This window comes from Brevibacillus sp. HB2.2 (genome assembly GCF_013284275.1).
In the GTDB taxonomy this organism is placed as follows: Bacteria; Bacillota; Bacilli; order Brevibacillales; family Brevibacillaceae; genus Brevibacillus; species Brevibacillus brevis_D.
On sequence record NZ_JABSUV010000006.1, the window covers coordinates 53,575 to 72,765 of the forward strand.

At 48.4% G+C, this 19,191-nt stretch carries 21 protein-coding genes; 5 read left to right on the forward strand and 16 right to left on the reverse strand.

The window, feature by feature from the left end; all coding sequences use genetic code 11:
• The first annotated feature begins 62 nt into the window (after nucleotides 1-62).
• The gene (locus HP401_RS06155; protein WP_173604446.1) at nucleotides 63-1,280 is read left to right on the forward strand and encodes an MFS transporter; all 1,218 of its coding nucleotides are present in this window, start codon (nucleotides 63-65) and stop codon (nucleotides 1,278-1,280) included.
• A 71-nt stretch (nucleotides 1,281-1,351) separates the two neighbouring features.
• Here HP401_RS06155 and HP401_RS06160 read toward each other — a convergent pair whose 3' ends face one another.
• From HP401_RS06160 to HP401_RS06190, 7 genes are all read right to left on the reverse strand, one after another.
• Nucleotides 1,352-3,421, reverse strand: a complete 2,070-nt coding sequence (locus HP401_RS06160) for a YecA family protein (protein ID WP_173604447.1) — start codon at nucleotides 3,419-3,421, stop codon at nucleotides 1,352-1,354.
• An 81-nt stretch (nucleotides 3,422-3,502) separates the two neighbouring features.
• Nucleotides 3,503-3,778 (reverse strand): hypothetical protein, encoded by a 276-nt coding sequence (locus tag HP401_RS06165; RefSeq protein WP_015892318.1) that lies wholly within the window; start codon nucleotides 3,776-3,778, stop codon nucleotides 3,503-3,505.
• Nucleotides 3,775-4,770, reverse strand: coding sequence for a hypothetical protein (locus tag HP401_RS06170; RefSeq protein ID WP_142497672.1), 996 nt, complete (start codon nucleotides 4,768-4,770; stop codon nucleotides 3,775-3,777). Before HP401_RS06170 ends, HP401_RS06165 begins: the two co-directional genes overlap by 4 nt.
• Nucleotides 4,771-4,936: 166 nt before the next feature.
• Nucleotides 4,937-6,499 (reverse strand): YcdB/YcdC domain-containing protein, encoded by a 1,563-nt coding sequence (locus HP401_RS06175; RefSeq protein WP_173604448.1) that lies wholly within the window; start codon nucleotides 6,497-6,499, stop codon nucleotides 4,937-4,939.
• Between the two features lie 124 nt (nucleotides 6,500-6,623).
• Nucleotides 6,624-7,571 carry a 3'-5' exoribonuclease YhaM family protein gene (locus HP401_RS06180; protein WP_173604449.1) on the reverse strand — a complete coding sequence of 316 codons (948 nt, stop codon included), beginning with the start codon at nucleotides 7,569-7,571 and terminating at the stop codon, nucleotides 6,624-6,626.
• A gap of 19 nt (nucleotides 7,572-7,590) precedes the next feature.
• Nucleotides 7,591-8,109 (reverse strand): YkvA family protein, encoded by a 519-nt coding sequence (locus HP401_RS06185; protein WP_015892322.1) that lies wholly within the window; start codon nucleotides 8,107-8,109, stop codon nucleotides 7,591-7,593.
• Complete coding sequence (locus HP401_RS06190; RefSeq protein WP_173604450.1) at nucleotides 8,102-8,731, reverse strand: DedA family protein; 630 nt, start codon at nucleotides 8,729-8,731, stop codon at nucleotides 8,102-8,104. The genes HP401_RS06185 and HP401_RS06190 overlap by 8 nt, the downstream gene beginning before the upstream one ends.
• Nucleotides 8,732-8,913: 182 nt before the next feature.
• Here HP401_RS06190 and HP401_RS06195 point away from each other — a divergent pair, with 182 nt between their 5' ends.
• The gene (locus HP401_RS06195) at nucleotides 8,914-9,429 is read left to right on the forward strand and encodes a DUF2062 domain-containing protein (RefSeq protein ID WP_254457013.1); all 516 of its coding nucleotides are present in this window, start codon (nucleotides 8,914-8,916) and stop codon (nucleotides 9,427-9,429) included.
• A gap of 63 nt (nucleotides 9,430-9,492) precedes the next feature.
• On the opposite strand, the gene HP401_RS06200 is transcribed toward HP401_RS06195, so the two are convergent.
• The 3 genes from HP401_RS06200 to nadE all read right to left on the reverse strand — a co-directional run bounded on the left by HP401_RS06200 (nucleotide 9,493) and on the right by nadE (nucleotide 11,359).
• The gene (locus HP401_RS06200) at nucleotides 9,493-9,714 is read right to left on the reverse strand and encodes a hypothetical protein (RefSeq protein WP_064203414.1); all 222 of its coding nucleotides are present in this window, start codon (nucleotides 9,712-9,714) and stop codon (nucleotides 9,493-9,495) included.
• A gap of 64 nt (nucleotides 9,715-9,778) precedes the next feature.
• Nucleotides 9,779-10,603, reverse strand: a complete 825-nt coding sequence (locus HP401_RS06205; RefSeq protein WP_173604451.1) for an MBL fold metallo-hydrolase — start codon at nucleotides 10,601-10,603, stop codon at nucleotides 9,779-9,781.
• A gap of 3 nt (nucleotides 10,604-10,606) precedes the next feature.
• Entirely contained in the window at nucleotides 10,607-11,359 is a 753-nt protein-coding gene (nadE, locus tag HP401_RS06210) for an NAD(+) synthase (protein ID WP_015892327.1), read from the reverse strand.
• A gap of 132 nt (nucleotides 11,360-11,491) precedes the next feature.
• Here nadE and map point away from each other — a divergent pair, with 132 nt between their 5' ends.
• The 3 genes from map to HP401_RS06225 all read left to right on the forward strand — a co-directional run bounded on the left by map (nucleotide 11,492) and on the right by HP401_RS06225 (nucleotide 14,054).
• A complete protein-coding gene (gene map, locus HP401_RS06215) occupies nucleotides 11,492-12,238 on the forward strand; it encodes a type I methionyl aminopeptidase (protein WP_173604452.1) in 747 nt (248 codons plus the stop codon).
• A 179-nt stretch (nucleotides 12,239-12,417) separates the two neighbouring features.
• Nucleotides 12,418-13,443, forward strand: a complete 1,026-nt coding sequence (locus HP401_RS06220; protein ID WP_173604453.1) for an LLM class flavin-dependent oxidoreductase — start codon at nucleotides 12,418-12,420, stop codon at nucleotides 13,441-13,443.
• A 14-nt stretch (nucleotides 13,444-13,457) separates the two neighbouring features.
• Nucleotides 13,458-14,054, forward strand: coding sequence for a TetR/AcrR family transcriptional regulator (locus tag HP401_RS06225; RefSeq protein ID WP_015892330.1), 597 nt, complete (start codon nucleotides 13,458-13,460; stop codon nucleotides 14,052-14,054).
• A 65-nt stretch (nucleotides 14,055-14,119) separates the two neighbouring features.
• Here the strand turns inward: HP401_RS06225 and HP401_RS06230 are convergent, their stop codons facing one another.
• From HP401_RS06230 to HP401_RS06255, 6 genes are all read right to left on the reverse strand, one after another.
• Nucleotides 14,120-14,299, reverse strand: a complete 180-nt coding sequence (locus HP401_RS06230; RefSeq protein WP_015892331.1) for a hypothetical protein — start codon at nucleotides 14,297-14,299, stop codon at nucleotides 14,120-14,122.
• Nucleotides 14,300-14,448: 149 nt separating this feature from the next.
• A complete protein-coding gene (locus tag HP401_RS06235) occupies nucleotides 14,449-14,799 on the reverse strand; it encodes a PspC domain-containing protein (RefSeq protein ID WP_173604454.1) in 351 nt (116 codons plus the stop codon).
• 116 nt (nucleotides 14,800-14,915) lie between these two features.
• Nucleotides 14,916-15,536: a flavin reductase family protein gene (locus tag HP401_RS06240; protein WP_173604455.1), complete on the reverse strand. Its 621-nt coding sequence runs from the start codon at nucleotides 15,534-15,536 to the stop codon at nucleotides 14,916-14,918.
• Between the two features lie 19 nt (nucleotides 15,537-15,555).
• The gene (locus HP401_RS06245) at nucleotides 15,556-16,716 is read right to left on the reverse strand and encodes a homogentisate 1,2-dioxygenase (protein ID WP_173604456.1); all 1,161 of its coding nucleotides are present in this window, start codon (nucleotides 16,714-16,716) and stop codon (nucleotides 15,556-15,558) included.
• A 25-nt stretch (nucleotides 16,717-16,741) separates the two neighbouring features.
• Nucleotides 16,742-17,659, reverse strand: a complete 918-nt coding sequence (locus HP401_RS06250; protein ID WP_173604457.1) for a fumarylacetoacetate hydrolase family protein — start codon at nucleotides 17,657-17,659, stop codon at nucleotides 16,742-16,744.
• 389 nt (nucleotides 17,660-18,048) lie between these two features.
• On the reverse strand, nucleotides 18,049-18,969 hold the full coding sequence (locus HP401_RS06255; RefSeq protein WP_142497683.1) for an RluA family pseudouridine synthase: 921 nt from the start codon (nucleotides 18,967-18,969) through the stop codon (nucleotides 18,049-18,051).
• Nucleotides 18,970-19,191 lie beyond the last annotated feature (222 nt).

Sequence of the window (19,191 nt, forward strand, 5' to 3'; positions counted from 1 at the left end):
TCCGTGCTACATTGAAAAAACGAAAAAGTAAGTTACGAAAGAAAGGTTGGGGATGAACTGACATGAGTGCCTCGTCGACACCCATTCACTCAACACCCGCAGGGACTGCGGCACCAACTGTCTATCGCATGCTATTTGCCATTAGCATTGCGCATCTGTTAAACGACAGTTTGCAAGCGGTCATCCCTGCACTGCTCCCTATTGTGGAGAAGAATCTAGCATTGACGTTTACACAAGTCGGAATGATTTTGCTCGTCATGAATCTTACTTCATCTGTTTTGCAACCATTTGTCGGTTACTACTCCGATCGCAAATCGATCCCTATATTGCCACCACTGGCTTTGATCGTATCGGGATTGGGGATGCTGGCACTCGCTTTCTCCGGCAATTACTATTTTGTTCTCGCAGCAGTTGCCTGTGTTGGGATTGGTTCAGCTATCTTCCACCCAGAAGCCTCACGCTTCGCCCACTTGGCATCTGGTCCTCGCAGAGGGCTGGGGCAATCCATTTTTCAAGTGGGGGGAAATGCTGGGCAAGCTCTCGCTCCCTTGATGACCATCCTGGTCTTTGCGAACCTGGGACAGACAGGGGCCGCCTGGTTTCTGCTGCCCGCGCTATTAGCTAGCGGCATCTTGCTCTATGTTGCTCTCTGGTATCGTGGGCAACAGCGTTTGAAAAAGGCTACTGCCGCACCTGTCACGTATACAAATCTGAACAAGCGGCTGATTGCCTTAGGCCTACTGATTGTCATCGTCAGTGTACGTTCCTGGATGAATGCTGGCTACCAAAGCTTTTACCAGTTTTATTTGATGTATGTGAAAGATATGGATTACGCCAATGCCCAGCTCGTCATTTTTGGTTTTCTTTTCGCAGGAGCGATTGGGACATTTTTTGGCGGACCGCTGTCTGACCGATTCGGAAAAAGGAACTTGCTCATCATTTCCACACTCGGTTCACTTCCACTGACATTGCTGACGCCTTACGTCTCCGGATTCTGGGCCTTTCCATTGCTCGTGATCAGCGGCTTTATCATGCTTTCCAGCTTCTCTGTCACAGTCGTATATGCGCAGGAGCTATTGCCTGGCAAAATCGGTACCGTATCCGGACTGATTATCGGGCTTGCCTTTGGAATGGGGGGCATGGGCGCTCTCGTATTCGGCTATCTCGCCGATCTCTACAGTCTGAGCTTTGTCATTCTGTTATGCTCGTTCCTCCCGTTGATCGGATTTATGGGCTTTTTGCTGCCGAAAGACAAGACACTCCGCGAATGGGCTCACTAATCTAGACCAAAAAAAGTCAAAACAAAAAACCCGAGGACACGAATCCTCGGGTTTTCTTCATGTTTAGGGCTCTAAACCAATACACCTGTTGGTGCGCCCAGCACTTGGGCAATAACTGGCGGATACACTTCAGGCGTACCATACAGTCTCCAAGTACCGTCCTCACCTTGACCGAACACGCCATGGATCAGCCAATCTGCTGCCAGCATCGCACCCAATTCAGCGCCAATCGACAGCTTGATTGTCTCGCCATTCGCACGTTTTGCCGTACAGCCAGATGAAGTGATCTCTTGCACGAGCATGGATTCTTCCGTGATATCTTTGATCGCCATCGGGTTGCTGTAAAGATTTTGAGTCGCTTCTTTTTCCAGCACACCACGCAAGCGATAGGATTCCGGCAATGTTTCCTTCAACTCGGCAAACAATGGCTGCATGACAGGATAAAGCGTGTATCGTCCTTGCTTATCCAGCCACTTGAAGAACGCCGTCAAAACAGACATCAGATTGGTTGCCAACGTTTTGGTCGTTGCGTCCGTGCGCGTGAAAATGTCGTGGACGAGGAAGTAAACCAAGTCCTCTCTGCGCAACTGCTCCCATGTGAAAGATGGGCCAAACGCTCCTCTGACGAATGAACGGAAATTGTTCATGACCTCATCGTACTTTTTGACGGTTGCTTCTGACTTGCCATCGGTCATCTCTTGTACGAAGCGATTGATGTCCGCAAGTCTGTCAGGATGTACGGTGTACACACTCTCCGGCAATCCCTCGATCAACGGACGGCGCAACAGGTTATGCACATGCAGGCTGTCATTTGACAACGAGAGGCGCGGACGAAGCATGTCCATTCGGATAAAGCGAGCCAAGCCTTGTCCGATTTTATGATCCTGTTCCATTTGCTCCATCAGCTTGTGGAGTTTTTCATGCAGCGCCTCGTTTTCAGTAGCCGCAACCAAAAGTGGAGCCAAATCATCGAGCTGTTCATGGGAAGTAACCAGCCATTTTTCCGCAAAATAGGTTTGGACTGCCCACTGTAACACTTTCGGTGGCAAAGTAGGCTGACTCGTGATAAACAGGGTTCCTTTGGACAAACGAGAGCCCGTTGAAGTAAGAACGCGAATCTCCTCTTCGTTCTCAAATGCAAGCAGCAGTAAAGTCTCAGCGACTTCGTCCAGCTGCGGTGCAAACCCTTCCAGAATCAGGCTGTCATCCTGCAAAATCACTTCTGCCTGTACTTCATAAAGCTCTAGCAAGGCATCCTTTAAATTCGGGAACAAATGCTCTTCCTTGCGTGTCGCATATACCCATGTCTCACGAGCACCATCCCGCTTTTTCAGCTCAAATGCAGGGTTCGACTCGATTACTTTCAACAGCTGTTTACGATCTGGCATCGCATAAGTACGACGCAGAAGGGAATCTTGCTTCGGTGCTTCTGACTCGCTTGCCGCTTCACCAAATTGAACGATGAAGTGATACAGCTCTGTCGTATAGCTTCTCTTGCTCGTATCTGCCTTCGCTGCTTCTACTTCTGGATGCTGGTGTAACCACTCGAGCAGACTTTCCTTGACATGTGGCTGCAAGATGATGCTGCCAGAGAAGAGCATATCACGCAGACCGAGATTCAGCAGACGCCCTACGATCAATTGTCCAGGGACAACATTCAACGTATTGGCACGAAGCAGATAGTGTTTTTCTTCCGAAATCGGTTGTTGAACCGTGATGACATCACGATCCACTTCCACGATTTCATAAACATTCAGGTGCAGTCCAGCAAACGCACGGCGAAGATCGGGCTCCATCCGACGTCCATGCTGTTTGATATAGTTCTCAAGCAGCGTGCTTCCACCTGTTTTGACGTCCAATACACACCAGTTGAAGAAATGCGCTGCCCATTCAGGACGTGCGACACTCTCTTGGGTCAAGCCGACTTCTTCCGCAAAGCGATTCCGCGCTTCTTGAATCGTCTCGCTGGTTACATTTGCGCCGACAAAATGGTTCAATCTTTCGACCCAGCCAGCGTATTCTTTTTGCAGCTTTTGCTCGTGGCGGCTACGCAGCTCCGTAATAGGAGTGACTACCCCACAGCATTTTTTGTATTTTTTTCCGCTCCCGCAAGGGCACAGTTCGTTTCTTCCTACCGACATAGAGGGTTTGGATCTCCTTTCCATCCCACGCGGCATGCGCGGGGAATCATGCACAATCCCCCTATTTTACCGCATTATTCGTCATGTGTTCAAGTGTTCTCGCTTTGGTTCATGTGCGATACCCACATCCGTGTTGTTGGTTTCCCATTGGACAATAAATTGTTCCAGTCGATTCATCAACCTGACGATGCGCTGCTTCTCGCCCATGCATGCTGAAATAGCAGAGAGTTGGTTCGTGGCAAAAAGCTCCACTACTTCCTTCTCCATTTCTTGAAGGCGAATCCGATAGCCCGCGATAACATCGCGCAGGATGGCAAATCTCTGCTCTAACCGGATCGTAGCCTCAAGTTGACTCATTGTTGTTCACTGGTCGCTAGTACCTGTTGAATGCCAAGTACGATCTGCTCATGCTTATGTTTCTCTTTCATCAGCACTTCTATAGCTTGCATATTGCTTTGTTGAAAATGAGCGACAACTTCTTGGGACATTTCTTGGTTTCTTGTCTCCAAGCGGCTGATAGCTTCTTGCATCAGTTTTTGTACTTCCTCGAGAACTTGCTGGTTGGTAATGGTAGACATAGTAGCTTCCTCCTTGGTAAATAGTTGTTCTTGTTGTTGTTCCACCTGGTGTAAGGGATTCGCTGGTTCTTCCGATGCAATTTCTTCTGAGACGGACTCGCTGTTTCCTATCGATACAGAAGGGGCAGCAACAGCAACCTCGAGGGCCGCCTGCTCTTCCTTGGAATCTTCGCTACGAGCAATGATGTACATGGTATCACCGTCAATGCGGAAGCGGTCATCTTGCGCAGGGAGAAAAGCAGCATCTGAAGCAATTCCAACTTCCTGCTCCAGAAAATGGACTAATGTGCGAGCAGCTACCTGTGTAATACCATTGTCGCGGCAAAACGCATACACTTGGTCATTGCCCAAAGTCCACTCTGCCAAAAACCATCTGCTATCGCCTTGATATTGCACAAAGCGAGGATCGCGTTCCAATTGCAGCATACGAAGAATCTGATTCCAGCCAAACTGCGTTTGTCGACGCAGCTCTGCGACGATTTGCTCAAGCTTTTTTGGTGTTTGGCTATCACGCAAATAGCGATGAGCCAAGTCGTACACTTGATGTGGCTGGTGAGTGACCTCTACGATCGCCTCTGAGCTTCCAACGCGCACTGGAGACTGCTCCATTTTCAACACTTTATCCAGTACTGTCTCGCAGTCCAGCTCCAAAAAAGCATTCAGCTCATTCGCTTCCATCCGGGAGCAGATCTCCGTACGTGGAAGGGAGCGCTCACCGGGCCGGAATACCTTTTTTACAATACTTGGTAGGGTATAAGTTGGCCGTTTCATTGCACTTTCTCCTTCTCGTGATCGGCATTGTATGCCAAATCAAATGGGAATCAAGAAGTTATTCTACAAAAAGAAAAAAAATCCTACCTGCCTTGAAGTGTTTATGAATTCCGATAATGATGAAAAGGAAAACCCGACATGGCTTCTACACCATATCGGGTATCGGTTATTGGGTAGCTTTCCATTCCAGCCAGGTTTCCTCCACCGCACCCGTTGCAGCATCGATCTGCAAAGACTTGGTATTCGTTGTCGGTAAATAAGCCAGCTGCGGCAGTTTCGCTGAATGCGTCCCTACCCTCGGATACCAGTATGCCAAGCGTAGATTTGCTTCTTTGACATACGCATTCTTTGCTTTCTCATCCTTGATAATACCGTCTTTACTGATGGTAACTGGCATGGACGGCAGTTCATTTACTTGCGCAAGGACTACATTGCCCTTCTTCGCGTCCACTTCCAGGTAGAACAATGGTCTCTTGGTAGGGATACCGTCAATCTCAGGATGAAAGGCAAAGCTGCTAATTGGCCGCACCAGATTTTGATCTGCCCAACCCGGCAGATTTTCTACAAGACTCGTCTCCTTTACGGAGAAGGATTGTTCTTTAGACAATAAGTATTTTTCCACAAATTGTACGGCGATGTCTTTTGCCTCATCATGCGTGAGCGGCTTCTCAAGCTCCTTTTCTACGGGACCATCCAGCTTGAATTCAATGGGTGATTTTGTTTTACGGTCGAGCGTAACCCACGCGCTTTGATACGAGTTCGCATTCCATTCATGGCGATCGATGTCGCTGTTTTTGTACTTTTTGTCCTCTTTTACATTTTTGTACGTGCGTTGATTCAACCTCAAGCCAAAATCCTTTTCGAGCATCTGCTCCATTTTTTTCGTATCTCGCCAGACGCCCATGTCTGCTGTTCCTTTGATTTTCATCGTCTCATTCGTTGTTTTATACACAGACGAAACTTCTTCACCAGTCAGAGCATCTATCGTTGGCAATTGGTCAGGCACGTAAACGAGCTTGCCCGCTGACTCATCGTAGACCAATTCTAAGGATACCTTGTCTTGCCACTCCTTCATTGCCTTTTCAAGCGGTACAGCCTTGCTTGGGTCCGCTACTTCTTCTGCGGTAGGAAGCTTTAGCTTTTCTTGCTGAAAATGGACAACCTGCCCCTTTGCGTCAACCATGACCCGTGCTGTCTCTTTGTCCACCCATGTGTTGTTCAACTGTGGGTAGACACTGACAACCGCCAGATGATCCAGCTCAGATGCACGATCGTAAGAAAGCATCGCTTGCGGGGAAATAACATGGTCAACTGCTATGTAATTCCGAATAAAGTCCACAGCCTTTTGATAGGCTTCCTTTTGATTGAGTTTGGTTGTTTTGTCCCGATTCACATCATGCAGGACAAAACTGGTCATATCTCCCTTTGCATTTGTGGAGATAGTGAGCGTCGTATTCGTGGTAATGACACTCTTTCGATCCGAAAGATGAATGACATACCCCGAATTGCTTGTCCCTCCGTAAGAGTCCACATGAAGGTCTTTCATGAGAGGCACGTAGTCCTCTTTCAATTCCGTTAACAAGTGGACGATGTCTTCTGGCAACTGAATAGGCTCCAGACTCGATTTGCCATCATACGCATAAGAAGACAACGGATGCAGAAGTGCCACTGGTGTCGTGACCATGCTGACTGCCAGCACAAACATGGCAGCTCTGTTTCGCTTTTTCACAGGAATACCTCCTCATTACAAGACATTACTGGTAAGACGAGCATCTTGCAAAAACGTTTCTGATTTATCTAAAAAAAGCCAACTGCTTTTGTTTTGCTTAGCAGTTGGCTTTTTGTTCTATCGATTAATATCCGCGCCAGACTTTTCGTCTAAGCACGCCAGCGTACGCCCATTCCTCTTCTTCCGGCATGTCCGCTAGTGTTTGGCTCAAAGCGTTCATTTTGCTGTCGATCTGGTCCAGGTAATGGAACATGACAGCTGTAGGCGTTTTTCCAGATACAGCACTGCCCCAGCCGTTCTCTACCTCTCCATGATGGCTCAAAATGCAATGCTTCAAGTGCAGAACCTCTGCGTCCCCTAAAGAAATATCTAGCTTACGGCAAATACCGCTTACCATCTCGACTCCCATGACCAAGTGACCAATTAACTGACCTGGCGTGGTGTAATCCGGAGCGATGGGATCAGATAGCTCGTACAGCTTTCCGATATCGTGCAAGATACAAGTCGCAATCAGTACATCCCTGTCTACTTGCGGATACAGTGGCAAGAGACTCTGCGCCGCCGTCAACAAAGAGACAATATGCTCGAGCAAACCGTGATAATAGTTGTGGTGCATGCGAACGCCAGCCGGATAATGGCGAAGGCGATCGTGAATCTCCTCTGTTGCCAGCGCCTCTTGAATAATGGCCTTGAGTGTGGCACTCTGCAGGCTGTCGACTGCATGGGTCAGCTTTGTCCACAGTTCGTCCACTGGAACGGGCGAGATCGGAATGAGCGACTCCATCTGAACTTCGTCTGATGCCGCAGCCGGTCTGATTCGTTGAATCACCAGTTGCTTTTTCCCACGGTACATTTGGACAGCAGCATCGATCTTCACAACAGATTTGACGTTAATCCATTCCTTCATTTCTGCATTGACATCCCACAGCTTTGCCATAATCGTACCGGAGCGATCTCCCAGCTCCAGATTCAAGTATTCACTCTGATTACTCGCTACGCCCGCTTCCTTGCTTTTAATCAGGCAAAAAGCGACAACACGCTCTCCCTCTTGATAATCCATTAAATATTTCATCTATATGTCCCATCCTAGCTTATTTTTTTCGGAACAGGGTTTCTTCCAGCTTTTTCACTATTTTCTTGCCGACTAAATCATCCGCTGATCGAACCACCTTCGTGATGACAGCCAAAAGGTCTTCTTCGCCATTCCAATGCTCACGTACAATCGATTCATCGATATCCACCAAAATCTTGCGCAATGCATAAACAGCCAAAATAACGTCATCCACTAGTCCGAATCCGCCCACTAAAGCCTCCGGAATAAAATCAATCGGGGTAATGAAGTAGGCAACCGCTACACCCGCTAACGCTTTTGATTGAACTCCTACGCGCTTGTCTAGCATAAGACGGGCCAAGAGAACAAACAAATCTGGTGCAAGCAATATAAAGTTGGCTACAGAATCATTGATTCCCTTGTCTCTAATGAACGTTTCGATTTTCTCACGCAATTTATCATAAAAACGCTGGTGTTTTTCCGGTAATACGACAGGTACCAGTTCCGTTGGCTTGCGAACCACAGGCAGTAGATTTTCGTTGCGGTTTTCTTCACTCATGCTGATCCCTCCGTAATTGCTTTTTTACATTCGCCTTGTGTCTGAAATACGACCAAGCTGCGATCAATGCCAGCAAAGCGATAAAGAAGATCGCAAGGTTACGGGCAATCAAATCAAACAGCTCATCCCAACGTTCTCCTAATTGCCAGCCAAGCGTCACAAAAAGCAAGCTCCAAAACAGCCCTCCCAAATAGGTATAGAGCATGAAAGTCGGAAATGGCAATCGCGTGATCCCGGCAAAATAGGCCGTAAACTGACGGACACCAGGGATAAAATAGCCCAGCGGAAGCGCCCATTTTCCGACGCGATTAAACCACTCTTCTGTTTTTTTGTAAACGGTATAGCCCATCCCCAATCGTTTCCCATATCGCTCGAGAAAGGCGTAGCCTAGCGTTCTGCCGATCCAGTATGCTGCCGTCATCGCTGTAACGGAACCGAGAAAGCAGACAAAAAAAGTAGGCCAATATTCCAATTTCCCCGTTGAAACAAGGAATCCTGAAAAAACAAGCAGCGTTTCTTCTGGCAAGGGCATCCCCAAAATTCCTAGAAAGAACAATCCAAACAAGGCGCCATACCCATATTGCGCAATATAATCACCGAAGGTTCCCATTACACCTTCCACAAATGTCACCACTTTTCCAGCAAGCTACCCTCTTCCATTATGCCAAAAGAAAGGCGCATTCACAAATAAGAGCTCATATAGCAACTATTAATTTTTACCAACTTGGAGATACTCTACAACATCAACAAAAAAACGAATCCAGCTTCACCATTCGCCATACCCTTAGGGGATTTTATGGACAAATGACTTGGAACAAACGAGGGATAGCACGGATGTGGAAAAAAGCATATCGAAAGCTTAAATTCGAATACTACAAGGTACTGAGAATGAAAGGGGCGCCAGCTTTCGTCGCCCGCGGATTTTCGCTCGGAATCTTCATCGAGTTTATTACCCTGCCTACTTTTGGCATCGCGTTTCTGTTGCTCTTCCCACTCTGCAAGCTGTTTCGCGCCAGTATTCCCGCTGGTTTGGTTGCGTTTGTCATCGGAAAGCTCATCTTACCGCTCTTCATTCTTTTCAATTACAATATTGGATACGTGTTGATTGGCAAACCGTTACAAGGACATTTGAACCATCACGAGTCTGGGATGCCATGGCTTGTCTGGGTAAAAGAAAAAGGACTTGTCTATTTTACAGGAAGTGCCATCATGGGGCTGATTGTCGCGTTCGCGAGCTACTTTCTCGTTTTAACTGGCCTTCAATTATATCGTCGCAAGAAATTACGGCGCTCATTACCTGAGGAAAGTCCTCCCCCTTAATTGCTCGAACGAAAAAGACCGGTCCGACATTCGCTGTCAGTCCGGTCTTTTTTGCTCGCAATGTTATGCAAAGTAGCCTTTATCGTGCAGGTACTCCATGATTTCGGCAACAGTTTTTTCTTCATTCAAGAGCTTCACGGTTACTTCCACTTGCTCTGGGGACAAACCGTTCGCTCCGAGGCTTTCCTTGATCAACACGTCGTTAGGGCGACGGAAGTACGTTTGCAACGTACGCTTCACACGTCCTTCCAGACTAGTTCTCAGCATCAATTCAGTCGTAGACATCTGTTCGACCTCTTTCCTAGAAAGATTTGCGTAACCCCTATTATCTTATAAAACCGTGGAATAATCAACCTTTCTGCGAAATAGCTTCCTTGCCTAGTTGATCCCGGTTTTGGTCATGGGATGAACGGAGATGTTCATCGATCGAAACACCATCATACGTCAGTTGGGAAAACTGCTCTTCCAGTACGTCTTTCTCTACATTATTAGCGATACCCTCGAAAACAACTGCACGTGCATCCAATAAGTACTGGCGATCCCGTTCAATTCGATGCAGGATTTCCTCGCGTCCTTTTGCAGGTACGCCGTGTCCAGGAATGACTTCTTCCACTTCTCCTTGATGAACCAACCGTTCGATCTTTTCCAGACTCTCCAAATAGGCACCGCTGTCATCGATAAACGGGAACTCTAAATTGGATAGCATGTCACCGACAACAAGCAGCTTCTGCTCCCGGAACAAGGTCGCCATCTGATCGGGTGTATGTCCTGGTACAGGCAGGAAAAAGACTTCCTGCCACTCTTGTGCATCCTCCACAAGCTTCGTAAATTTCGGCATTCCTACTTCATACGATCTGACCACGTAATACGACCCGTCAAACTTTTTCGCCTTGTTCAGCATACCCTCGATCCGTCCATCGGTCAGGATTTCCTTTTGTGCAATGACTGTGGCATCCGGAAATTTGCCGACTCCGACTACATGATCCCAATCACCGTGTGTCAGGACGAGAATAAGCTCTCTCCCATTCCTCTCACGCTGCACATAATCAGCAATCGCCTCTACCTCATGGGGAAAATAGGCCGGATCAAACAAGTAAATACGTTGCTCGGTTGAGACGACTGCACTTGTCGTTTGCCACAGACAACTTGTAAACAGCCTGTAGGTCTCTGCCATATTTTATATACCTGGCATGATGTTGCGCTTATGCTCAGAGATTCGATGCAGGTAATCAATACGTTCTTTGGCTTCCGGTCGAGTTTCTCCTGTAATCAGCAAACGATCCAGATCCTCATAAGTGAAGCCCATCTCCTGTTCATCCGTCTGCCCTTCCCACAAATCAGCAGAAGGCGGCTTCGTGATGATCTCTCCAGGCACCCCGAGCTCAGCAGCAAGAATTCGCATCTCATGCTTCGTCAGGCTAGCTACTGGGTTAAAGTCAGCAAGACCGTCTCCGCCTTTTGTCATATAGCCAACATGAATCTCGCTGCGGTTGCACGTATCCGCTACCAAGTATCCTTTTTGGTTAGCGATGGCATACAGCACTGTCATGCGCAAGCGAGCCTTTGTATTTCCCTTTGTTTTGTCATCAAGCCCAAGTACACCTTCGATAGCAGGAACCAAAGCGTCGTAGGCTGCCCCTACATCTACCGTGTGCAAATTCATTCCAATCGCTTCAGCAAGTTGCTTGGAATCTGTTTCATGAACGGTTTGCGAGTATGCAGGCAACCAAACGCCAATGACGCGTTCAGAGCCTAAGGCACGCACACACAGCGCTGCTGTAACGGCACTGTCAATTCCACCAGAAATACCGACAACTGCACCGCCGAGGCCATTTCCATCAATTTGCTCACGAATAAAGGCAATACGTTTTTCCACGTCTTCTTTTACATGAATCTGGTAGTTCGCCAGATGCTCTTGAAACTTGTCCACGCTACCTACCCCCAGGGTTGATTATTTCTTCCTCATCCTACCATGCCGTTTTCGGTGTGGCAATTGGCGCAGAACGGCACTACACTATATACTATAGAGAGATCTTGACTAACGAGGAGAAGGAGAGAGTCGATGATTATCCTCAAGACACCTGAAGAAATTGAACTCATGCATGCAGCAGGCAAGGTTTTGGCTGCTTGTCATCGTGAGATTGCCAAGATGATTCGTCCAGGCATTTCTACCTGGGAGATTGATCAATTCGCAGAAGAATTTTTGGCTAAAAATGGCGCGACCCCTGAGCAAAAAGGGTTTCATGGATATCCCTATGCCACATGTGGTTCAGTAAATGATGTCATTTGCCATGGCTTCCCGAAAAAAGAGCCTCTGCGTGATGGCGATATCGTCACAATCGACATGGTTGTTCGAAAAAATGGTTGGCTGGCTGACTCCGCTTGGTCTTATGAAGTGGGAACTGTGTCCCCGGAAGCGAAAAGACTGCTGGAAGTCACTGAAAAATCGCTGTATCTCGGTATTGAGCAAGCAGTCGTAGGCAATCGGATCGGTGACATTTCCCACGCCATCCAAACGTATGCGCAAGAACAAGGCTACTCCGTCGTGCGCGATTTTACCGGACATGGTATTGGTCAGGAAATGCATGAGGAGCCGTTCGTTCCTCACTTTGGCCCTCCTGGCAGAGGACAACGCCTCAAAGAAGGCATGGTTATTACCATTGAGCCCATGCTGAACATCGGGACGTACCATGCGAAGGTCGATGAAGATGGTTGGACAGCACGTACACGCGATGGGAAGCTCTCCGCTCAATACGAGCACACCCTCGCTATTACCGCGAATGGACCTGTTATCTTAACAAAACAATAAGGAAGTACGAAGAGCCCTTGCATTGTCAGGGCTTTTTCTTTTTCTCCCAATGTGCTTGGTCGCACATCCAAGTGTTGACATCCCTTCTGCCGCTCCGTATGATGCAAGTACGTTTTGTTACTACCTAGTAACAAAGTTATCCGACCAGCAACCGCTAAGCACAAGGAGGGTTCCAACCCATGTCCGATACAATCTCGTCTAAGCCACTTCGAGAGATTCCATTGTCCGTTCTCGATTTAGCACCCATTACGGAGGGTAGCAACGCTGCTGAATCGTATAAAAACAGTCTCAATCTGGCGCAACAGGTGGAAAAATGGGGCTTTACACGTTATTGGCTCGCCGAACACCACGCAATGCCCAGCGTAGCCAGCTCTGCTACTTCCGTTCTCATTGGTTACATTGCCGGCGGCACCAGCAAAATACGTGTAGGTTCAGGCGGCATAATGCTGCCCAACCATGCTCCACTCGTGATCGCCGAGCAATTCGGGACACTGGAGTCCCTCTATCCAGGCCGGATCGACTTAGGTCTAGGACGCGCCCCCGGGGCGGACCAACGAACAGCGCGTGCGCTGCGCCGCGATTTGCGAATTGGTGGAGAGGATTTCCCGGAGTTATTGGAGGAGCTGCGTGAATATCTTCGTCCACGAACAAGCGAGTCGGCATCTGCCATCCGCGCTATCCCTGGCGAAGGTCTGAACATCCCGATCTGGTTGCTCGGCTCCAGCGATTTCTCAGCGCGACTAGCAGGCATGCTCGGATTGCCATTTGCTTTTGCCGGGCATTTTTCACCGAACTTCACATTGCCTGCCCTACAGACATATCGTCATTGTTTCCGTCCATCGGAAGTGCTGGATCAGCCATATGTTATGGTTGGCGTCAACGTGATGGCAGCCGATACGGATGAGCTCGCGAATCGACTGGCCACCTCCCATTACCAGGCATTCTTAAATCTCGTCCGCGGTGATCTCAAGCCAATCCAACCACCTGTGGACAATATGGATGAGCTCTGGAGTGAATTCGAAAAACTGTCGGTCCAAGCACAGCTGCGTTCCTCCATTATTGGTAGCCCTGCCACTGTGAAAAGCAAACTACAAGAGTTGCTCGATGCTACAGGAGCAGATGAGCTCATGATTACGACGCAAATGTACCACCATGCCGATCGTGTGCGCTCTTTTGAAATTGTCGCCGACGTCTGGAAGTCCTAAATGGGGGATGGTATATGACGGAAGCAAAACGGCCTCGCGTTCCTCGTGAAAAAGCACAAGAGATCATCTTGAACGCTGCTGAAGAATTGTTTTATCAAGAAGGGATCCATGCCGTCAGTGTAGACGCTATTGTCGAGCGTGCTGGAATGAATAAGATGAGCGTCTATCGGCAGTTTTCCTCGAAAACAGACCTGATTCTCGCCTACATGACCCGTAAGCAAGACGTTTTTTGGCAAGAGTGGGAAGAGAGCATCGCCAAACATCCCAATCAGCCACGAGAGCAACTCATTCAGTTTTTTGCTGATCTGGCTGCGCGCGCGTCCAACGAGCAATTTCGCGGCTGTTGCTTTATCAATGTAGCTGTCGAGTTTCCTGATCCGGTTCATCCCGTTCGCGAGTTGGTTTGCTCCCATCAGAAACGAATCCGCGACGCTTTTTTGGAACGCACGACAGCCCTTGGCGCTGCTCATCCGTGCGAGCTGGCCTATACGCTTATCTTGTTGATGGAAGGTACTTACGCGGATAGCCAGACATACGGGACCGATAGTGCAGCGATCCGCATGGTGCCTGCCATCGTAGAAAAAGTTTTGGACCAAGCGCTTCCCAATTAAAAAAGTGGCTCCCTGCCTTCTTCTGGCAGTTGCCACTTCCTCTTTTTGTCGATCATACAGCTGTTTTAGCGCTGAGCGCTGGTCGCATACTTGTCTTGTTTCGACGTCATTGCTTCTAATTCTTTGACGTCTTGTTCCAAGTCATGGATGTCTTCTTCAATCAGTTTTTTCAGATGTTGCTTTTCCCGCAAAATTTTGCGGGTTTGCTCCAAACGCTGATTCAAATCGAACACGCCGAGATACACTGCTTTTCCCTCCCTATGTAGGTTTTCCACCTTACATGTTATGCAGCGATCTCCAGAAGTTGCTGACCATTTTTTTGTGGGATCAAAATTAGGTAAAAGCGAAAAGAGACTTCCCGTGAGCGTAATGCCCTGGAAGTCTCTTATTTGCTTTAAAGTCCTTTGTATTTGCCCAACTCTTCGCGCAGGCGATACACTTCCTGTACCAAAGCACGCTTCTCCAGACGGTCAATTTCCTGATCCAAATCGTTCATGCGTGCATGTCCACTATATGGCCCATCATGCATCGGGAAACCGTCAGAAGCGTATGACCAATGCGGTTCTTTTGGCATGATCATCGCCATCAGCAAGTAAAGCAAAATCGGTACTCCTGTAAAAACAGTGAGAACGACAACTCCTATACGTACCAACGAAGAGTCAATGCGCAAAAATTGCGCAATCCCACCACAAACTCCAAATAACCGTTTATCATGATGCGAACGGTATAGTCGTCTTTCCATCATTGCTTTCCACCCTCTCTACAGTATCCGCTTGCCTTGTATCTACAGGATACCCGATAGGCGATTGCGGTAAAATGGTCCGTAGAGGGATTTGTCCTCCGTCGCTGGACGGAGATCAATCATTTGACAGGTGGCTCATAAACGGGGCGGGGACGATCAAACTGTTCACCCAGAGTCGCATACGTATGGCCCGCTAATCTGCTAACGGGTGCAAATGCTGTAGCATCAATCCGTCCTGCATGATACAGCTCATCCGCTACATGTACATGCACTACTTCCCCGATAATCAAATCCGAAGTCGTCGGACTACCTAATTCGACAATCTGATGCAGCTTGCACTCAAAATGAATGCGGGATGCACGCAATCTTGGCACCTTGACACGAACGGATGGTGCGATTTCGAGCCCCACTGCCTCTACTTCACTGATCTCTGGAGGATAATCGGCAGAAGTCTGATTGACCGCATCCACATTGTGTACGTCTACCATATTGACCACGAATTCTCCCGTTTGGATGATGTTTCGTGCCGTATCTTTTGGGACACTTCCCGGCTTGCGCATGACGGCAACCGAAACCATCATCGGTTCAATGCTGGCGACATTAAAATAGCTGAAAGGAGCGGCATTGACGATCATTCCCTCCCCTAACGAGGTGACCCAAGCGATCGGCCTCGGGACGATACAACCGATCAAGAGCTTGTATTTTTCCTGCCGTTCAATCTCGTGAATAGCGATTTCCATTGCGTTTTTACACCTCTTCCTATTCCTTCGGTGGCAACCAGCTTGACATGTATGCCTCATCTTCAAATTCCAACGCTTGCTTTGTAACGTGAAGCGGGTTGAATGTGTCCAGCATGACAGCTAGCTCCTGCGTTTCTTTTTTCCCAATGCTCGCCTCTACCTTGCCTGGATGCGGCCCATGAGGAATCCCCATTGGATGTAAGGTGATCGAACCCTCGTAAATACCTTTTCTGCTCATAAAATTACCATCTACGTAGTATAACACCTCGTCACTTTCTACATTACTGTGGTAGTAAGGCGCAGGGATCGCTTGCGGATGATAATCGTACATCCGCGGAACGAACGAGCAGATGACAAAGTTTTGACCAGCAAAAGTTTGATGGACAGGTGGCGGTTGGTGAATGCGCCCGGTAATTGGTTCAAAATCATGAACACTTAGTGCATAGGGATACAAATAACCGTCCCAGCCCACGACATCAAACGGATGGAAGTCAAAGAAGTAGCTGTAGACCACGGATTGGCGTTTGACGCGCACCTCGAAGTCTCCGCTTTCCACATGCGTCTCCAATTTTTCTGGCAAACGAATATCGCGTTCGCAAAACGGCGAATGTTCCAACAATTGACCGTGTTCGTTGCGATAACGCTTTGGTGGCACGATCTCATTCTGGGACTCGATGACGAGGAAACGACTCTGTTCTGAAGGTACAATCCGATAGGTCGTGCCGATCGGAATGACGAGATAGTCACCCGGCTTGTAAGTGAGTGTGCCGAAAATCGTTTGCAGCTCTCCCTCGCCTTGATGGACAAAAACGACTTCATCCCCATCCGCATTGCGATAAAAGTAATCCATCGGCTCTGTCGGTGCACAGACTGCCATGACGACATCGTTATTCCCCAGCATGTAGCGACGTCCAAAAATCGGGTCCCCACCTGGCTGAACATCAAACGTTTTAAAATGCTGATGCTTTAAATCAACCTGCTCCACATATTCCAAACGGACGTCTGCGTATTTGCGCGTCTCCCTCACTTGGGTAGGCGGATTGTGGTGATACAGAATCGATTGAATCCCAGAAAAACCTTTGGTTCCCATCACTTGCTCGCGGTACAGTCCCCCATCCGCCTTGTAAAACGTCGTATGCCGCTTTTGTGGAACTTCCCCCATTCGATGATAAAAAGCCATACGTTCCTTCCTCCTTTTTTCATTCCTATTCACCAATCGTATTGCGAAGCACACCGAGGCGTTCCACCTCTAGCTCCACTACATCACCTGGCGCAAGCCAAGCATACTGCTCTGTCCCCAGCTCCAAAATGCAGCCAGTCCCTACTGTCCCCGACCCAATAACATCTCCGGGATACAAGGAGCAATCCTCCGAGGCACGGGCAATCATTTCAGCGAATGTATAGTGAATGTCTTTGAAGTTTCCTTTCGAATACTCTCTACCATTGATGCGTGCCACCATCTCCAGATCGTAGCGGCTGCCCTTTTCGCCTGTGAGGCGTACATCCGCCAGCTCCTCCGGTGTAACCAGCCACGGTCCCATGGACGTTGCGAAGTCTTTACCCTTGGCAGGTCCTAAGCCGACCTTGACCTCCTCCCGCTGTATATCCCGGGCGCTCCAGTCGTTTAAGATACAATATCCTGCGATGTGCTCTTCCGCTCGTTCTACTGGAATGTTTACTCCTGCTTTTCCAATCACGCAGGCAATTTCCAGCTCATAGTCCAGCCACTCGGTTGCTTTGGGTCTGCGAATATTCGCTTGCGTCCCTGTAAAAGCTGCTGCATTCGAAAAATAAAAGACGGGAAAGTGATACCATTCGGGAACCATCGGAAGTCCGCGTTTGGCTCGGGCTGTCATCACATGGGCCTCGAAGGCGTAAAAGTCACGAAAGCTGGAAGGACGTGGAAGTGGCGAACCTAGCTCGACTTGTTCCAAATCCCAGCCATCCTGTGCCTCGTATGCTTCTTGGAGAACAGGTAACCAGCTCGCCCACTCCTCGAGCAAACCTAGCACTGTACTCGGCGCCCCCGGACAAGTATGTGCAATATCTTTGACTTTTCCTTCGTGCAAGAGCCCCGCTCGCCAAGCATCCCTTTCCCTTTCTCGATAGGAAACCAGCTTCATGAAACCCTCTCCTTCTCTTGGGCAATAAGAAAACCTATATCGATGCTTGCTCAAGGATGAGCGACCGCGTATTAGCGGATTGTTTTACGTAATATCGGGAAGAAACCCGAAGAGGTTTATGCTTTCCGATATTATAAGAAAACCCAGCTCACCCCCAAAGCAATTCCGGTGCATGACAAATAAAAAGGGGAGCCCTCTTTGTCAAAACGATCCGAAACAGGCATCAGGCGCAAGCTGGGTCTAGTCTGCTACTGAAAAAAATCTTTTCTGGATTTTCCCCCGCAGACAGCCAGCTATTCACTGTTGTGTTTCCAAAGTTTGTAACGAATTTCTTCTATCATATCGAAAACGTTTACAGCTTTCCAGAGGGAAATGACGAAATTTTTCGCCTAAGTCATTTCCTTGCACAGATAATCGGGAAAAAATTGCTGGGCTAACTGTTCCATATCATTTGGCAGAGGCTCCTCCCAGCTCATCGCAAGACCGCTACGCGGGTGAACAAAGGATAGCCCCCATGCATGCAAAGCTTGTCTGCCGATATGCTCCCGTTCTCCCCCGTACAGATCATCTCCGGCAAGTGGGTGCCCTTCGCTGCTCATATGTACGCGAATCTGATGCGTACGCCCCGTCTCCAGCTTCACCTCGACAAAACTCATTCCTTCCCCTCGGGCAAGCACACGATAATGGGTAACAGCTGTCTGCCCATCCGGCCTTACCTGTCTGGTGATAAATGAATTTTCCGCAAGGCCAATCGGCGCATCAATCGTACCGTCGTCTGACTCCACGATTCCTTGGACGATAGCCCGATAAGTCCGCTGCAACGTCCTGATCTGCTGCATGCGGCTGAATTGTTCATGCGCCCATTGATTTTTCGCTACGATCATCAAGCCTGATGTATCCTTATCCAAACGGTTCACCGCCCGGAACTTTCTGTTCTCACCACGCTTTTTCCAATAAGCGATCATCCCGTTTGCCAAAGTGCCACTGGGATGATTTCCTGTCGGATGAACGACCAATCCCGCTGGCTTTGCGATGACCATCAAATCTTCGTCCTCGTAACGAATGGAGAGCGGCATGTCCTCTGGAGCAACAGTCTCTTCTGCTTCTTCTTCAACCATGACTGCTATTTTATCGCCGGCTTGCAATTTTTCGTTTACAAATACGAGAACGCCATTCCGTGTAATGGAGCCTTTAAACTTGGCACGAATGAGCAAACGCCGCGATACACCATACCGCTTTTGCAGGACTTCTCGCACAGTTTGTCCTGCATCTGCCTCATCAACCGTGAAGCTAATTAATTCTTCTAGCATGTTGTCTCTCCTTTAAGTCTTTCCTCCTCAGTATAGCACTGTGATTAATTCCATTAATACGGTAATTAATCGAAATATAAGTAGGTTTACATATAATACGCATCGTAAGTCTAACACTATATTTTCTCAGTCTAAAACAGTATTTTCACGGTCTAGCATTTTATTTTCCGAGTCTACAACAATATTTTCTTCGAACACGTTGGAACGTTGGACTCTGCCTTG

Excerpts from the sequence above, each read along its gene's own strand:
- HP401_RS06165 (WP_015892318.1), bottom strand. The coding sequence starts at position 3,778 with ATGAGTCAACTTGAGGCTACGATCCGGTTAGAGCAGAGATTTGCCATC.
- HP401_RS06250 (WP_173604457.1), bottom strand. The coding sequence starts at position 17,659 with ATGAAGCTGGTTTCCTATCGAGAAAGGGAAAGGGATGCTTGGCGAGCG.
- HP401_RS06205 (WP_173604451.1), bottom strand. The coding sequence starts at position 10,603 with ATGGCAGAGACCTACAGGCTGTTTACAAGTTGTCTGTGGCAAACGACA.
- HP401_RS06225 (WP_015892330.1), top strand. The coding sequence starts at position 13,458 with ATGACGGAAGCAAAACGGCCTCGCGTTCCTCGTGAAAAAGCACAAGAG.
- map (WP_173604452.1), top strand. The coding sequence starts at position 11,492 with ATGATTATCCTCAAGACACCTGAAGAAATTGAACTCATGCATGCAGCA.
- HP401_RS06220 (WP_173604453.1), top strand. The coding sequence starts at position 12,418 with ATGTCCGATACAATCTCGTCTAAGCCACTTCGAGAGATTCCATTGTCC.
- HP401_RS06255 (WP_142497683.1), bottom strand. The coding sequence starts at position 18,969 with ATGCTAGAAGAATTAATTAGCTTCACGGTTGATGAGGCAGATGCAGGA.
- HP401_RS06200 (WP_064203414.1), bottom strand. The coding sequence starts at position 9,714 with ATGTCTACGACTGAATTGATGCTGAGAACTAGTCTGGAAGGACGTGTG.
- HP401_RS06240 (WP_173604455.1), bottom strand. The coding sequence starts at position 15,536 with ATGGAAATCGCTATTCACGAGATTGAACGGCAGGAAAAATACAAGCTC.
- HP401_RS06155 (WP_173604446.1), top strand. The coding sequence starts at position 63 with ATGAGTGCCTCGTCGACACCCATTCACTCAACACCCGCAGGGACTGCG.
- HP401_RS06195 (WP_254457013.1), top strand. The coding sequence starts at position 8,914 with ATGACTTGGAACAAACGAGGGATAGCACGGATGTGGAAAAAAGCATAT.
- HP401_RS06185 (WP_015892322.1), bottom strand. The coding sequence starts at position 8,109 with ATGAGTGAAGAAAACCGCAACGAAAATCTACTGCCTGTGGTTCGCAAG.
- HP401_RS06160 (WP_173604447.1), bottom strand. The coding sequence starts at position 3,421 with ATGTCGGTAGGAAGAAACGAACTGTGCCCTTGCGGGAGCGGAAAAAAA.
- HP401_RS06245 (WP_173604456.1), bottom strand. The coding sequence starts at position 16,716 with ATGGCTTTTTATCATCGAATGGGGGAAGTTCCACAAAAGCGGCATACG.
- HP401_RS06235 (WP_173604454.1), bottom strand. The coding sequence starts at position 14,799 with ATGATGGAAAGACGACTATACCGTTCGCATCATGATAAACGGTTATTT.
- HP401_RS06180 (WP_173604449.1), bottom strand. The coding sequence starts at position 7,571 with ATGAAATATTTAATGGATTATCAAGAGGGAGAGCGTGTTGTCGCTTTT.
- HP401_RS06170 (WP_142497672.1), bottom strand. The coding sequence starts at position 4,770 with ATGAAACGGCCAACTTATACCCTACCAAGTATTGTAAAAAAGGTATTC.